The organism is Vibrio rarus, from assembly GCF_024347075.1.
In the GTDB taxonomy this organism is placed as follows: domain Bacteria; phylum Pseudomonadota; class Gammaproteobacteria; order Enterobacterales; family Vibrionaceae; genus Vibrio; species Vibrio rarus.
The window spans coordinates 2298017-2313712 of the sequence record NZ_AP024900.1 but is presented as its reverse complement, the minus strand read 5'-3'; the positions used below and the strand labels follow the sequence as shown (position 1 = coordinate 2313712).

10 protein-coding genes, 8 tRNA genes and 4 pseudogenes are annotated in these 15696 nt (G+C 43.0%); 21 read left to right on the top strand and 1 reads right to left on the bottom strand.

Annotation, left to right across the window (positions count from 1 at the left end; translation table 11 throughout):
- The first annotated feature begins 267 nt into the window (after positions 1–267).
- The 21 genes and pseudogenes from OCU56_RS10520 (at position 268) to luxS (ending at position 14313) form a co-directional block, all read left to right on the top strand.
- The gene (locus OCU56_RS10520; RefSeq protein WP_261873175.1) at positions 268–543 is read left to right on the top strand and encodes a hypothetical protein; all 276 of its coding nucleotides are present in this window, start codon (positions 268–270) and stop codon (positions 541–543) included.
- Positions 544–593: 50 nt separating this feature from the next.
- Positions 594–1376: pseudogene (locus OCU56_RS10515) on the top strand (IS3 family transposase); the annotation flags it as partial.
- A gap of 104 nt (positions 1377–1480) precedes the next feature.
- A pseudogene (tnpA, locus tag OCU56_RS10510) lies at positions 1481–1893 on the top strand (IS200/IS605 family transposase).
- A 69-nt stretch (positions 1894–1962) separates the two neighbouring features.
- Positions 1963–2220, top strand: a pseudogene (locus OCU56_RS10505) (integrase core domain-containing protein); the annotation flags it as partial.
- Positions 2221–2310: 90 nt separating this feature from the next.
- Positions 2311–2691, top strand: a pseudogene (locus OCU56_RS10500) (transposase); the annotation flags it as partial.
- Between the two features lie 685 nt (positions 2692–3376).
- Entirely contained in the window at positions 3377–3574 is a 198-nt protein-coding gene (gene csrA / locus OCU56_RS10495) for a carbon storage regulator CsrA (RefSeq protein ID WP_009847619.1), read from the top strand.
- A 181-nt stretch (positions 3575–3755) separates the two neighbouring features.
- Positions 3756–3848, top strand: a tRNA-Ser gene (locus OCU56_RS10490).
- Between the two features lie 43 nt (positions 3849–3891).
- Positions 3892–3968, top strand: a tRNA-Arg gene (locus OCU56_RS10485).
- Positions 3969–4010: 42 nt separating this feature from the next.
- Positions 4011–4103, top strand: a tRNA-Ser gene (locus OCU56_RS10480).
- Positions 4104–4190: 87 nt separating this feature from the next.
- Positions 4191–4267, top strand: a tRNA-Arg gene (locus tag OCU56_RS10475).
- A 65-nt stretch (positions 4268–4332) separates the two neighbouring features.
- Positions 4333–4409 (top strand) — tRNA-Arg (locus tag OCU56_RS10470).
- A gap of 63 nt (positions 4410–4472) precedes the next feature.
- Positions 4473–4549 (top strand) — tRNA-Arg (locus tag OCU56_RS10465).
- 63 nt (positions 4550–4612) lie between these two features.
- Positions 4613–4689, top strand: a tRNA-Arg gene (locus OCU56_RS10460).
- 63 nt (positions 4690–4752) lie between these two features.
- Positions 4753–4829: transfer RNA gene (locus tag OCU56_RS10455), tRNA-Arg, on the top strand.
- 407 nt (positions 4830–5236) lie between these two features.
- Positions 5237–5506: an oxaloacetate decarboxylase subunit gamma gene (locus OCU56_RS10450; protein WP_261873174.1), complete on the top strand. Its 270-nt coding sequence runs from the start codon at positions 5237–5239 to the stop codon at positions 5504–5506.
- Positions 5507–5521: 15 nt separating this feature from the next.
- Entirely contained in the window at positions 5522–7294 is a 1773-nt protein-coding gene (oadA, locus tag OCU56_RS10445) for a sodium-extruding oxaloacetate decarboxylase subunit alpha (RefSeq protein ID WP_261873173.1), read from the top strand.
- Between the two features lie 9 nt (positions 7295–7303).
- Positions 7304–8434, top strand: a complete 1131-nt coding sequence (locus tag OCU56_RS10440; RefSeq protein ID WP_261873172.1) for a sodium ion-translocating decarboxylase subunit beta — start codon at positions 7304–7306, stop codon at positions 8432–8434.
- 212 nt (positions 8435–8646) lie between these two features.
- A complete protein-coding gene (locus OCU56_RS10435; protein ID WP_261873171.1) occupies positions 8647–9102 on the top strand; it encodes a YqaA family protein in 456 nt (151 codons plus the stop codon).
- Positions 9103–9156: 54 nt separating this feature from the next.
- Positions 9157–11997 (top strand): M16 family metallopeptidase, encoded by a 2841-nt coding sequence (locus tag OCU56_RS10430; RefSeq protein WP_390904867.1) that lies wholly within the window; start codon positions 9157–9159, stop codon positions 11995–11997.
- A 218-nt stretch (positions 11998–12215) separates the two neighbouring features.
- Positions 12216–13781, top strand: a complete 1566-nt coding sequence (gshA, locus tag OCU56_RS10425; protein WP_261873169.1) for a glutamate--cysteine ligase — start codon at positions 12216–12218, stop codon at positions 13779–13781.
- 16 nt (positions 13782–13797) lie between these two features.
- A complete protein-coding gene (gene luxS / locus OCU56_RS10420) occupies positions 13798–14313 on the top strand; it encodes an S-ribosylhomocysteine lyase (protein WP_261873168.1) in 516 nt (171 codons plus the stop codon).
- 67 nt (positions 14314–14380) lie between these two features.
- On the opposite strand, the gene OCU56_RS10415 is transcribed toward luxS, so the two are convergent.
- Positions 14381–15643, bottom strand: a complete 1263-nt coding sequence (locus OCU56_RS10415) for an HlyC/CorC family transporter (protein ID WP_261873167.1) — start codon at positions 15641–15643, stop codon at positions 14381–14383.
- Positions 15644–15696 lie beyond the last annotated feature (53 nt).

Below are 15696 nucleotides of genomic sequence, written 5' to 3'. Positions count from 1 at the left end.
AATAACTTTCAAATAAATCATTGACTAAACAGATATGAAGGGTATAAAAGATTTGTGGTAGTTATGTTTAACAAAAGCGCATAGTGAGCAGTGTCACATTTAATCTAAAAGTAGCTATATGTCCGTCGCGGTTATTTGTGAGTGAGCATAGAAATAAGGTGCGCATTAATTCCCAATAATTAACCTGTCATATATTTACCATTTATTCTATGTACTCTAGAAAATCCATTTCTATGTCATATTCTTAAGCAACGGTATTTTCAACAAATGATCGATATGTACTTTTACTATTCTAAAATTGCTCAGATGATTAAACATAAACAGTTTTCATCGATAATAGTGAGTTATTTAGCGTCTCTTGGGTTTGAATCTTTTGAACCTGCGTATATTGATTATTATCGTAGTGCATTAGAAGAAGCTAATGTAGGTGATGTGTCTAGCTTAGATAATTTAATTACGCTGTTAAAAATGGTTAGTTACAAAACCAAGCAGCAAATGCTTGTTTTAACAAGTATTGAGGAGGGTAATCCCCCCGAAAAATAACAGCATGAAAAAGTAGAATTTTCTCGTATGATTTATACAGGAGATTCACTATGAAAAAATCGTGTTACACGGACAGTCAGATCTTAGCGATCTTAAAGCAAGCAGAGGCTGGAGCCCATATTCAAGAGCTTTGTCGATAACATGGCATGAGCACCGCCACATTCTACAAATGGCGATCTAAATACGGTGGTATGGATGCATCTCTTATGACTCGAATGAAAGAGCTTGAAGAAGAGAACCGACGGCTCAAGAAAATGTATGCTGAGGAACGTCTCAAAGCTGAAGTTATCTCCGAAGCTATGGCAAAAAAGTGGTGAAGCCCTGTGAGCGTTGCTTGATGGCTCAGAATTCAGTGGCGAATCAACATGTCAGTATTAGAAATGCCTGTCGCTGGTTTCAAATTAGTGAGACGTGCTATCGCTATGAGCCTAAGTTGCAATCAGAGAATGAGCACATTGCTAACTTGCTCCTAGAACTGTGCAATAGCGAGGAAAGATCCGACTGGGGATTGGCATGTGCTTCCATCATCTTCGCCATTTGGAAGGGTATAAATGGAACCACAAGCGGGTTTATCGGATCTACTGTGAGTTGTCTTGAATTTACGTATCAAGCCTAAACGTCGCCTAAATCGTCATGCACCAGAGCCACTCAAGGAGCCCATCAAAGCGAACCAAGTGTGGTCAGTCGATTTTATGCATGACCAGCTATCGGATGGGCGGAAATATCGCTTATTCAATGTGATAGATGACTACAAACGTGAGGATTTAGCTGCAGAGCTCGATTTTTCGATGCCAGCAGAGCGCGTCACGAGGATTTTAGATAACCTAATTAAACATTGATAAACCCCCAGCTATGCTGGGGTGACTCGCATAGGTTTGACCGTGACAACGGTATATGTAACTTCTTTGCTCGACCAAAAGTAAAGAGGAAACAACCTATGCGAGACTATAAGAGTCTGTCTCATACACGATGGGATTTATCCAAAAAAAAAGACAAAAATTGATCTATGGTGCAATTAGGAAGCATCTAGGCTCTACATTTCAGGAGTTGGCTAAACGTAAAGGCATCACGATTGAAGAGGGGCACTTGATGAAAGACCATGTTCATATGTGTATCAGTGTCCCACCAAAATATTCAGTGTTTAATGTTGTTGGTTATCTCAAAGGAAAAAGTGCAATTTCGATAGCCAAAAAGTTTCGAGGCAGGCAGAGAAATTTCAATGGAGAACATTTTTGGGCAAGAGGTTACTTTGTTTCAACGGTTGGCTTAGATGAAGCAACAGTTCTTGAGTATATACGGAATCAAGAGCAAGAAGATGAGCACAGAGTTCAATTGAAGTTTGGAATCTAGCGCCCAGGGCGCTTACTTAAGCCCTTAGAGGGCGTCACCCAATAAGCCTCCGGCTTTGCCGGAGGTCATTTAACTGAACAACGGCAGAAGCCGATAGCGATACGTTGTGATAATGGCCCCGAGTTTATTAGTCACTTATTTACAAAGTGGGCAGACAAGCATGGCATCCGAATAGACTATATTCAGCCAGGGAATCCACAACAAAATGCGTATATCGAAAGATTTAATCGAACCGTAAGGTTTAGCTTGGTGAGTAAGTACCTGTTCGACAGCTTAGAAGAGGTTCAAGATAAAGCAACTCAGTGGTTATGGTTCTACAATCACTAGCGTCCACATTTAGCTAATGGAGGGTACCCACCACTACAAGTTGCAGCATAGATTCTACGATTAAATGCAATTATTAATGGGAGGATTACCCTTCAAACTATGACAGGAGTTGAGCCATTAATTTCGAGCATTCTCTGGGTGGCTCTTGGTGACGGTAAGAATTTCAAAAATGGTCGCCATTTTTCTGCCTGGTGTGGTCTGGTGCCAAAACAGCACTCTACAGGTGATAAAGTTCGTTTATTGGGAATAAGTAAGCGAGGAAATACCTACTTACGAACTCAACTTATCAATGGAGCGAGAAGCGCTTTGAAGCATGCCAAAAATAAAGATGACAAACTCAGTGTTTGGGCGGTGAATTTAGAATCTCGAGCCGGATTCAATAAAGCTTGTGTGGCGCTCGCGAATAAGATGGCCAGAATGGCTTGGGCAATGATCGTAAAACAAGAAGACTACAAAATTCAAGCAGCCTAGTTATAGTAGCGTAGTAACAAAAACTAGAAGAACCTTTTCAACAAATTGCTAAAGAAACAATATGATGATTGAAGGCTCATAACCACCTAGTTCAAATCAGTTAATACCAAAGGCTCTTTGAAGCCGTGCCGATTGATATGATAACTAGGTTCGGATATCCATCATGGCGGGTGAACCTGATACCCAAAGCCGAATATATGGGATCAATCGAGTATTAGAGGTTATCATAGTTGTCTCTTGCAATAAGAGAGGGGCCATATATGGTATTATTTACGCAAGCAATATTTTGATGTTCTGAGCGTTTATCGTCATTGAAAACAATGATCTCTCTAAATTACCGCATTTTTATCATGAGAATTTATGTTGTGGAATCTATTGATGCTCTAGCCATACCTTACATCACACTGAATGAAATGAGTTGTTTTTTAGGGCTCAAAGTCAATTGTTAGTGGGGGGTATCATAGTTCTTGATTGTTTTAGGTGTGATAGGGTAGTGAAATTGTTACTATGACCAGAACATCTAGATCGTGCTGCTAATTTGATACACTCTAAGTACATTGAGCAGCCTTATAATGTTGCTAAAAACAAAAAAGCACTTATTCAGTAATAAGTTCTTTACCAAATTGTTATTTTTATTGAATAATAGATCTCAAATTGAATTTGAGTGACAGCAAGGAGCTATCGAATGCTAATTTTGACTCGCCGAGTTGGTGAAACCCTGATGATAGGGGATGAAGTAACCGTTACAGTACTAGGTGTTAAAGGAAACCAAGTACGTATCGGTGTTAACGCACCTAAAGAAGTTTCTGTACACCGTGAAGAAATTTACATGCGTATTCAGGCTGAAAAGGGTAACGGGAACGTTGCACCAGGCAACTATTAAGTTTCTATGAAGGCTAACCAAATGGGTTAGCCTTTTTGTTTTTATGCTCAGTGCAAACATAAATAACTGCAATTTTGAGCAGTTTGGTTGAAAGTTGTGCTGTTAACTGATTTTTCTATCATTTTGCCAATAAAGTATTTGACATATTTTTGGTAAATCGTAATATGTGCCTCCGCAAGACGGTGAGGTGGCCGAGTGGCCGAAGGCGCTCCCCTGCTAAGGGAGTATGTGGTTTGTAGCCGCATCGAGGGTTCGAATCCCTCCCTCACCGCCATTCTTGCGAACGTTCTTTTAGAGTTATCTTCTAGAATAAATGTGCGTCCTTAGCTCAGCTGGATAGAGTACCTGGCTACGAACCAGGCGGTCGGAGGTTCGAATCCTCCAGGACGCGCCATATCGTTTTACGATATAAATACTAACTTGTTAGTAATAATGCGGTGAGGTGGCCGAGTGGCCGAAGGCGCTCCCCTGCTAAGGGAGTATGTGGTTTGTAGCCGCATCGAGGGTTCGAATCCCTCCCTCACCGCCATTTATTGACCTTAATGGTCAATTTTTTTGTTTCCTAATTTGAAAAGTGTGATAGACTTCGCACCCTTCTCAAATTGAGAATACCTGTGCGTCCTTAGCTCAGCTGGATAGAGTACCTGGCTACGAACCAGGCGGTCGGAGGTTCGAATCCTCCAGGACGCGCCACTTTACAATGAATGGTTAAATATAATTTAACGGTTCTATACAAGTCTTCTGTGAAGAAGCATTGCGCGTCCTTAGCTCAGCTGGATAGAGTACCTGGCTACGAACCAGGCGGTCGGAGGTTCGAATCCTCCAGGACGCGCCACTACAACGAAGTGTTGATTTTACTATCGACATTTCTATAAAGTCTTCTGCAAAGAAGCATTGCGCGTCCTTAGCTCAGCTGGATAGAGTACCTGGCTACGAACCAGGCGGTCGGAGGTTCGAATCCTCCAGGACGCGCCACTACAACGAAGTGTTGATTTTACTATCGACGTTTCTATAAAGTCTTCTGCAAAGAAGCATTGCGCGTCCTTAGCTCAGCTGGATAGAGTACCTGGCTACGAACCAGGCGGTCGGAGGTTCGAATCCTCCAGGACGCGCCACTACAACGAAGTGTTGATTTCACTATCGACATTTCTATAAAGTCTTCTGCAAAGAAGCATCGCGCGTCCTTAGCTCAGCTGGATAGAGTACCTGGCTACGAACCAGGCGGTCGGAGGTTCGAATCCTCCAGGACGCGCCACTTTTAAAAACCTCGCTTTTTAGCGGGGTTTTTTCACATCTATGGCCACTTAAATTTCTATAACCTCAGTAAGATCTCAGTATTTTCCCTTCATTACGCACAGTATATGTAGTGTATTTGTGTGCAATGTGTTTATGTGCACTTATCTGTGTAAAAAAATTGACAAGTTCTTTGCGATATTGATAATCAGTTGCTTGATGTCAAAACATCAAATTGTCAGGATGATACCAATCACAGTAATTAAGTGGTCAGAAATAGCGCAGGAAAAACACTTGAGAACAAGGCGCTATTTTTGATAAGTAGTTGTTCTACATTCAAAAATTGCAACGCCGTTATCATGTGTTTTAACAAGCTAGAATGATCAGTTAATTACTACGATTGGTATGACAACTAAGGAATTTATTAATATGGATAACATCCCCGCTCTGCTCTCTGAAGCTGCTTCAATAATGGCTATTGGTATGGCCATGGTTTTTCTTTTTTTAACCTTATTGGTCTTTGTTGTTCGTTTGATGTCGAAGTTGCTTCCCATTGAACAGCCAGCACAGACACACTCGCAGAATATAAAAAAGCCAACTCAAGCAAAATCAACTGACCAAGTTGACCCTAAAATTGTGGCCGCTATTTCGGCCGCTATACAGCGACACCGTTCTGTTGCAACCCCACAGAAAATTTAAAAGGAATTAATGAGCATGTCTAAACCTCTTGCAATTACTGATGTCGTACTAAGAGATGCACATCAATCTTTGTTCGCAACTCGTATGCGTACCGAAGATATGTTACCCATTGCCGCTGAACTGGATAAAGTTGGCTATTGGTCTTTGGAAACTTGGGGCGGAGCCACTTTCGATTCATGCATTCGTTTCTTGGGTGAAGATCCGTGGGAACGTTTGCGTGAACTTAAAAAAGCCATGCCAAATACCCCTATGCAGATGTTGTTGCGTGGGCAAAACCTACTGGGCTATCGCCATTATGCCGATGACGTTGTAGAAAAATTTATCGAACGTTCCCATGTGAATGGTATGGATGTATTCCGTATTTTTGATGCGATGAATGATGTTCGTAATTTCGAAAAAGCGGTTAAGTCTGTGGTGGATGTTGGCGCTCACGCGCAAGGGACGCTCTCTTACACCACCAGTCCGGTGCACAATTTAGACACTTGGGTAGATCTCGCCAAGCGACTAGAGGATTTAGGTTGCCACTCTCTTTGTATTAAAGACATGTCTGGTTTACTTAAGCCATATGAAGCAGAACAGTTAATTAGTCGAATTAAAGCGTCATGTGATGTGCCATTGGCCCTGCATTGTCATGCGACCACTGGATTGAGCACAGCCACCGCGGTGAAAGCGGTGGAAGCGGGGGTCGATATCTTAGATACGGCTATTTCTTCAATGAGTTGTACTTACGGGCATACACCAACGGAAACCGTGGTTGCTATGTTAGAAGGCACCGAGCGCGATACCAAGCTGAAATTAAGCCACATAGAACCTATTGCTGCTTACTTCCGTGAAGTTCGCAAAAAGTACGCTCAATTTGAAGGTCAGTTAAAAGGGGTCGACTCTCGTATCTTAATTGCTCAAGTCCCCGGTGGTATGTTGACCAATATGGAAGGGCAACTTAAAGAGCAAGGGGCGGCGGATCGCCTAGATGAAGTGTTACAAGAGATCCCTCGTGTACGTGAAGATCTGGGGTATATTCCTTTAGTGACGCCGACCTCGCAAATAGTGGGTACACAAGCGGTCATTAATGTGTTGACGGGTGAACGCTATAAGAGCATCACTAAAGAAACTGCGGGTGTATTGAAAGGGGAGTACGGTAAAGCCCCGGCTTCCGTGAATAGTCAATTACAACAGCAGGTTTTGGATGGTGCTGAGCCTGTTGTGTGTCGCCCAGCCGATCTGATTGAAGATGAGTTCGACTCTCTGACGTTAGAGTTACAAAAGAAAGCTAAGGCCGATAACATCTCTTTGTCTGAAGAGATTGAAGACGATGTACTCACTTATGCGCTTTTCCCTCAAGTGGGTCTTAAATTCTTAAAACATCGTCATAACCCGGAGATGTTTGAGCCTGTTCCTGGTTCGACACTTGAAGCGACTCCAGCAGTGGTTAGTACGACGTCGAATAACCATATAGAGTCTTATAGCGTTAAAGTGGATGGGCAAGTGTATGACGTAGAAGTAGGCCCTCAAGGACAACTTACCTCAGTCGCCTCCTCTTCTGCGGTACAGTCGACTCCAGTTGCTAGCAACAGTGGTGAAGATGTACCTGCGCCATTAGCGGGTAATATTTTTAAAGTGAATGTGGCCAGTGGCGAAGTCGTTGAAGAAGGGGATGTATTACTCATTCTTGAAGCGATGAAAATGGAAACCGAAGTCCGCGCTGCACGAGGTGGTGTGATACAAGGTATGCATGTAAAAGAGGGTGATTCAGTTTCAGTTGGCTCACCGCTACTTAGCCTAGCGTAAGGGAATCTCATGGACGGTTTATTGATTCTCTGGAAAGAGACGGGTATCGCTAACTTTGAGTTTGGTCAGATCTGCATGATCTTAGTCGGTTGTGGCCTCCTCTTTCTTGCTATTCGTAAGGGATTTGAGCCTTTACTACTGCTGCCCATTGGCTTTGGTGCTGTGTTAGCCAATATTCCTAATGCAGGCTTTACCGATCCTGGCGGACTGTTGTACTACGTGTATGAAATAGGGATTTCAACAGGGGTGTTCCCGTTGCTTATCTTTATGGGTGTAGGGGCAATGACCGATTTTGGTGCTTTGATTGCCAACCCTAAAACACTGTGGCTAGGTGCGGCGGCTCAGTTTGGTATTTTTGCCACCTTATTTGGCGCTATTTTACTTAACTATGTGCCGGGGATGGAGTTCAGTTTGGCTGATGCGTCTTCCATTGCCATCATTGGTGGTGCCGATGGACCAACGGCGATCTTTTTAGCCAGCAGACTATCCCCTGAGCTTTTAGGCGCTATAGCGGTATCGGCCTATAGCTATATGGCACTGGTTCCTATTATTCAGCCACCTATTATGAAGGCGTTAACCACACCGGAGGAGCGGCAGATAAAAATGGGGCAATTGCGTCATGTAGGTAAAGCTGAGAAGGTGTTTTTCCCTTTAGGTGTATTACTGATGACCATTTTGTTTTTGCCTTCTGCAACGCCTTTAGTGGGGATGTTCTGTCTAGGTAACCTAATGCGTGAAGCCGGTGTAGTGGACCGTTTGAGTAAAACGGCCCAAAATGAGCTGATTAATATAGTGACGATATTTCTAGGTTTAGGCGTCGGCTCTAAATTGCAGGCAGATACATTCTTAAACGTGGAAACCTTAGGTATTCTCAGTTTAGGTGCTGTAGCCTTTAGTATTGGTACCGCCGGTGGAGTACTGATGGCGAAACTGCTCAATAAGCTCTCTAAAGAAGATATCAACCCGCTTATTGGGGCCGCAGGAGTATCCGCTGTACCTATGGCCGCTCGAGTGGTGAATAAAGTGGGGTTAGATGCTAATCCACAGAATTTCTTGTTGATGCACGCGATGGGGCCAAATGTGGCGGGTGTATTGGGCTCGGCAGTTGCTGCGGGTATATTGCTAGCGTTAGTAGGCTAATGTTTTAAAATTTTTCACCTATGACGACTATAGAAGGGATGCTTTTTTGCATCCTTTTTTTTCATCTATCGGTAATAGCAAAACAATGATATTGCACATATTTACTGTAGTATGTTGTCATACTTATCGAAAATGATTAGCAAATGTTATGCTGTATAGGCGTATGGCATAGAGTGTGGCACGATACTCTTTTCGTTTAAGGGCACAAGCGAGTGGATGCGGTATTTTCTCAGTTAGGGGTTTGGTTGGCCGATTCTGCGCTAACGTTATTGTTCATTACCGGTTTTTTGAGTGCAACACTGTTACCCGGTGGTTCAGAAGCAGCCTTAATCGCTACCTTAAATCTTAATCAATATTCAATTTCAAGTATTCTATTGGTCGCGACGTTAGGCAACACTTTAGGTGGCTTAACTAATTATTGGCTAGGTTTGTTGATACCAAATCGAACTCAACAAGAAAAGCATGGTCACAAAGCTATAGCTTGGTTACAAAGGTATGGCTACTGGACTCTTTTGTTTAGTTGGATGCCTGTCATAGGTGACCCACTGTGCTTAGCAGCCGGTTGGTTGCGAATGCGTTTTCTTCCCTGCTTGATATTGATTACATTGGGGAAATTCGTGCGTTACATGGTTCTCATTGGGCTGTTCACTGGTCTGAGTAATTTATAAGGAAAAACAATGATTTTATCTCATCTCAACTTGTCATTGTCTAAGTGCAAGTTGATGGGGGCGGTGACAGTAGTCGCGCTTCTCTCGGCCTGTAGCACTCAGCAGAAACCAACACAATCTAAAGAGAATGACTCTGGGATTCAATTGGTTGAGCAAGTGAGTGCGATTCCAGGAAAAGCCTCTATTGCCTATTCAAAGTACAAACTCAACAATGGCTTAACATTAATTTTAGCCCCTGATCATTCCGATCCTTTAGTGCATGTCGATGTGACTTACCATGTGGGCTCAGCAAGAGAGGAAATAGGTAAGTCAGGCTTTGCTCATTTCTTCGAGCATATGATGTTTCAAGGCTCTAAACATGTGGCCGATCAACAGCACTTTAAGATCATAACTCAAGCAGGGGGTTCTCTTAACGGTACCACCAACAATGACCGCACCAATTACTTTGAAACCGTCCCATCAAATCAGCTTGAAAAAATGCTATGGCTTGAATCTGACCGTATGGGCTATTTGCTTGAGGCCGTATCACAACGCAAATTTGAGATACAACGTTCAACTGTAAAAAATGAACGTGCGCAAAATTATGAAAACAGACCTTATGGCATGATGTGGGAGAAAATGGGTGAGGCTATGTACCCAGAAGGGCATCCTTATTCATGGCAAACCATTGGCTATGTTGAAGATCTCGATAAAGTTGATGTGAATGATCTCAAAGCATTCTTCTTGCGTTGGTATGGCCCTAACAATGCGGTATTGACCATAGGCGGTGACTTTGACTCAGAGCAAGTGCTTAAATGGGTAGAAAAATACTTTGCGCCTATTCCTAAAGGTCCAGAGGTGAAAGCCGCTGACAAACAACCGGCAAAATTAACCGAAGATCGTTATGTCACAGTAGAAGATCGCATACAGCAGCCTATGCTAGTGATCGGTTGGCCAACAACCTATTTAGGTGAGCAACACAATGCCGACTTAGATGTGTTAGCTAAAGTGTTAGGTGATGGTCGCAATAGTGTGCTTTACCAGAAACTGGTTAAAACCGAAAAAGCCTTGGATGCCGGCGCTTTCCATCAGTGTTCTGAGTTGGCGTGTAATTTTTATGTGTATGTTATGGCCGATTCACGTAAGCACCCTGACCTTACCCCGCTCTACGATGAAGTGCGTAGCATCATTGACAACTTGAAACCGTCGGATATCGATCCTGATGTATTACAGCAAGTGATTGGTAGTGCTGAAGCCAGTTCGATATTTGCCGTACAAAGTGTGCATGGCAAAGTGGCTCAGTTAGCCTCTAATGAAACCTTCTATAAACAACCTGACCGTCTGCAAACCGAGTTAGACCGTTTACACCAAGTGACGTTAGCATCGGTATATGATGTGTACCAAGGCTTTATTCACAATAAGCATAAGGTGGTATTGTCGGTTGTACCAAAACACAAGCTACAGCTTGCGGCTAGAACGGCCACGTTTGTCACACCACCAAGAACCTTACCTGCTCACCAGAAAATAGATGAGAGCGCACTGCAGTATCGTTTTGTTAAGGACACCTTTGATCGTTCTGTGATGCCTAAGGTGCAATCGGCAGTGAGTGGTAGTATGCCGAGCCTATATTCCTTTCATTTAAGTAATGATATTGAAGTGTTAGGTACAAAAAGCTCTGAAACGCCAACAGTGATGATGCAAATTAAAATGCCCGCGGGTAATCGCTATGCCCCTGTAGGCAAAGAAGGGTTAGCGACATTAACCTCGTCTATGGTGTCAGAAGGAAGTGCAGCACTGAGCAGTGAGGCCCTACAAGCCGAGTTAGATAAATTAGGCAGTAGCGTTTCGTTAGCTGCCGGTCAATACAATACGACGTTGACGGTATCGAGTTTAAGTAAAAACTTTACCGCCACTATGGCATTGGTGGAAAAATCTCTGTTCCAGCCACTGTTTAAAGAAGATGACTTTAAACGAGTGAAACGCCAGATGCTAGAAGGTGTGGTTTATGAGCATCAAAAGCCAAGTTGGTTAGCTTCGCAGGCAACGCGAGAAGTGTTGTACGGTGACAGTATCTATAGCCGTTCATCATCGGGTACGCTTGCCTCAGTACAGAACCTCACCTTGCAAGATGTGAAAGACTTTTATAAGACTTTCTATACCCCTAAGGGAACACAAATTTTGCTGGTAGGTGATTTATCACAGCAACAGGTACGTAAGGACTTATCGAGCTTGTTAGATTGGCAAGGTGAAGCGCCACCACTGCTACGTCGCAGTAAATTATCGGCGATGGGTAAGCAAACATTATTCTTGGTTGATAAGCCCGGAGCGCCGCAAGCCGCTGTTCGCTTAGTTCGTCGAGGTTTACCGTTTGACGCAACGGGGGAAACCTATCTAACGCAACTGGCCAACTTTAATCTAGGTGGTAACTTTAATAGTCGTATTAACCAAAACTTACGAGAAGATAAAGGCTATACCTATGGGGCAAGTACCTATGTAGCGAGTAATCGTGAGGTAGGGGCTATTGTGGCCACCGCTCAGGTAAGAGCTGACTCTACAGCACCGGCTATTGTCGAGTTGATTAAAGAAATGGACAATGTCTCAAAAGAGGGCTTTACTGATAAAGAAATTGAATTTATGCGTTTGGCTGTGGGGCAACAAGATGCGCTAAAATATGAAACCCCAGCACAAAAAGCGTATTTATTAAGTTCGATACTGACCTATAACTTGGATCATGATTATTTGGCAACCCGAAATAGTATTGTTGCCAATGTATCTAAACAGACCCTCAACGAGATGGCGAGTAAGTGGTTTAACCCTGCGGACTATCAAATTATCGTTGTCGGAGATGCGAAACAGTTAATGCCTCAGCTGAAGACGTTAAATTTCCCTATTCAGGCACTTGAAATTGAGCCTTAATTGACCCATCTATAGGTAGTTATACCAATCACACTAAGTAAGTGATCAGGGATAGCGCAGGAAAAACACTCGAAAACAAGGCAGAATTTTTCGAGTGTTTTAACAAGCTAGAATGACCCGTTATTTAGTACGATTGGTATTATTATGTCCTGTGCTGGATAACTCGCGCAGGACTGTTTATTGAGAGTACGCTCTCTAAATATATAAGTGATGTTGTTTTGACTATTTTTTCTCACCGCCTCAATCAGGTAGCTGCAAATAAGCAGGTGTTTACGCAATATGGACGTGGAGTGGAGCGAGAAACGCTTCGCTATAAAACCAATGGCCATATAGCGACAACCCCACATCCACAAGGCTTGGGCTCTCCCTTAACGCATAAATGGATTACGACAGATTTTTCTGAATCTCTGATGGAGTTTATTACTCCAGTATCTAACGATATTCCTACACTGCTTGCCCAACTGCAGGACATTCATTATTACGCTCATAGTAAGCTTGAGAATGAACAGCTGTGGCCACTTTCCATGCCTTGCATTGTCGAAAGTGAAAATGATATTGCCTTGGCTCAATATGGCTCATCTAACGCAGGCAGAATGAAAACCTTGTACCGTCAAGGTTTGAAGCACCGTTATGGTAGTTTGATGCAGGTCATTTCTGGGGTGCATTTTAACTTTTCTTTCCCAGAATCGTTCTGGGATAGCTTGTTTGGTGAGCAAGATGATACGCAACGCCAAGCGGCTAAATCGGATGCTTATTTTGGCGTCATTCGAAACTATTACCGCTTCGGTTGGTTAATCCCGTATTTCTTTGGTGCATCTCCGGCAATTTGTCATACCTTTTTGCAAGGAAGAGAAACCTCGCTACCGTTTGAAAACCTAAACGGCTCTTTGTATTTACCGTATGCGACTTCTTTGCGTCTCAGCGATCTGGGGTACACTAATAGTGAGCAAAGCGATCTTAAAATTAGCTTCAATAGTGTTGAAGAGTATCTACAAGGTTTAAATCGAGCGATTCGTACACCTTCTGAGAATTTTTCAAAAATTGGCATTGAAGAAGAGGGGCAACTTAAGCAACTCAATAGCAATGTGCTACAAATTGAAAACGAACTCTATGCGCCAATTCGACCTAAACGCGTCGCTAAAAGTGGTGAGAAGCCATCAGAAGCCCTAGAGCGTGATGGTGTCGAATACATTGAAGTACGTGCCCTTGATGTGAATCCGTTTACTCCTGTGGGCATCAGTGAGCGTCAAATCCGCTTTTTAGATGTCTTTTTAACTTGGTGTGCGCTGAGTGAATCCGAACCCATGGATGACTGTGAACTCAACTGCTGGAAACACAATTGGAACTCAGTTATCACTGAAGGTCGCCGTAAGGGGGTATCTTTAACCATAGGTTGTGATGGTGAAAAACTGACCTTGCAACAATGGGTACACCGCATTTTTGACCAATTTGAACAAATTGCGAAAGTGATGGATGAAGCCAATAATGGACATGACTATCAAGATGTGTGCAATGAACTGCGCCAGTGGATTGATGAGCCTGAGTTGACGTTATCAGGTAAGATGTTGGCACAAGTAAAAGAGCTTGGCGGAAATGGACGCTTTGGCATGCACTTGGGCACCCAATATCAAGAGCAATACAATCAACACCAGTACAGTGTGTATTCTGCTGCGGTCATGGATAAAGAAGTGTCCGATTCTGTGGTTAAGCAACAGAAGATTGAAGCGGCCGATACGCTAGGCTTTGAGCAATACTTAAAAGAATACTTTGCGTACCTGAAATAACATTAGAGAATCAATTATGCCCCTATTAGATAGTTTTACCGTTGACCATACCAAAATGCACGCCCCTGCTGTTCGTGTTGCCAAAACAATGCAAACGCCAAGTGGTGATACCATTACCGTATTTGATCTTCGTTTTACACAACCCAATAAGGACATCCTTTCAGAAACGGGTATCCACACTTTAGAGCACCTTTACGCCGGTTTTATGCGTAACCATTTAAACGGCCAATCTGTAGAGATTATTGATATCTCTCCTATGGGATGTCGTACTGGCTTTTACATGAGTCTCATTGGTTCGCCATCAGAGTCGGATGTGGCAAGTGCGTGGATTGCATCTATGCAAGATGTACTTAAAGTGGAAGGGCAAAATAAGATCCCTGAGCTTAACGAGTACCAATGTGGTACCGCCGCTATGCACTCACTCGATGAAGCTAAAGCCATTGCTAAAGCCATTTTAGAGGCGGGAGTATCGGTGAATAAAAATGATGAGCTAGCACTTCCTGAAGAGATGCTAAAAACACTGCAAGTTTAGTTTATACCAATCACACTAAATAAAAATCGCTCAGTCCTTAACAGGGCTGAGCGATTTTTTATATCCATTAAGCGGTAGGGAACACTTTTACCATAGTGATTCTATTCTCTGAAAAATCAATCACTTGCATATTATACTTGGCAACAGTGATGCTGACATTGGTTTCAGGGATGTCTTGTAAATGTTCCAAAATCAACCCATTTAAGGTTCGAGGGCCATCGGTGGGTAAATTCCACTGCAGTCCTTTATTTATATCTCGGATATTGGCACTGCCTTCAATAAGGTAGCTACCATCCGATTGTGGAGTGATTTCTTCGGCCAAGCTCGGGGCCATCGAAGTGGTAAATTCTCCGACAATTTCTTCCAGAATGTCCTCTAGAGTGACCAAACCAATAATGTCACCATACTCATCGACCACAAGACCAATACGTTCATTGTTACGTTGGAATTTCAGCAACTGCATATTGAGTTGTGTCGCTTCAGGAATAAAGTACACCTCGTCGGCTGATTTTAAGAGAGTTTGCTTATTAAACTCATTCTTCTCTAACATCAAACGATAAGCTTCACGTAGTCGAACCATGCCGACCACTTCATCAATTTGGTCACGGTATAAAACCACTCGAGCATGAGGGGAGTGAGTTAACTGACGGACAATGGATTTCCAGTCATCGTTGATATCAATACCGGTAATCTCATTTCTTGGCACCATGATGTCGTTTACCGTGACATTTTCAAGATCCAAAATTGACACCAGCATATCTTGGTGACGAGTTGGGATCAGGCTGCCCGCTTCATTAACCACAGTGCGTAACTCTTCAGAGCTAAGATGATCGTTTTTATTGGTCATCCCCTTAATGCCGAGTAAGCGTAAGAAACCATTGGTAATAAAGTTAACCAAAATGACTAAGGGTGACAGCAGTTTCATTAACACTCTTAATAAAATACTACTGGTGTAGGAGACTTTTTCTGGGTATATAGCGGCCAGTGTTTTTGGCGTGACCTCGGCAAAAACCAGCACGACTAAAGTTAAAATACCCGTCGCAATAGCGACCCCAAGATCCCCATACAAGCGCATACCTATGATGGTTGCAATTGCCGATGCAAGAATGTTGACGAGGTTGTTGCCAATCAAGATAAGTCCGATCAAACGGTCGGGACGAGTGAGTAGTTTTTCTACACGACGAGCGCCTTTATGCCCTTGGTTTGATAAGTGTTTTAATCGATAGCGGTTCAAGGACATCATGCCGGTCTCTGAACCTGAAAAATAGCCCGATATAACGATAAGACATGCAAGGAGGGTAAACAGTACCTCAGTTGATATGTCGTCCAAATTAAATTAATCCTTTTATGTTATGCATTTCAATTAATGAATGATTTACCCAC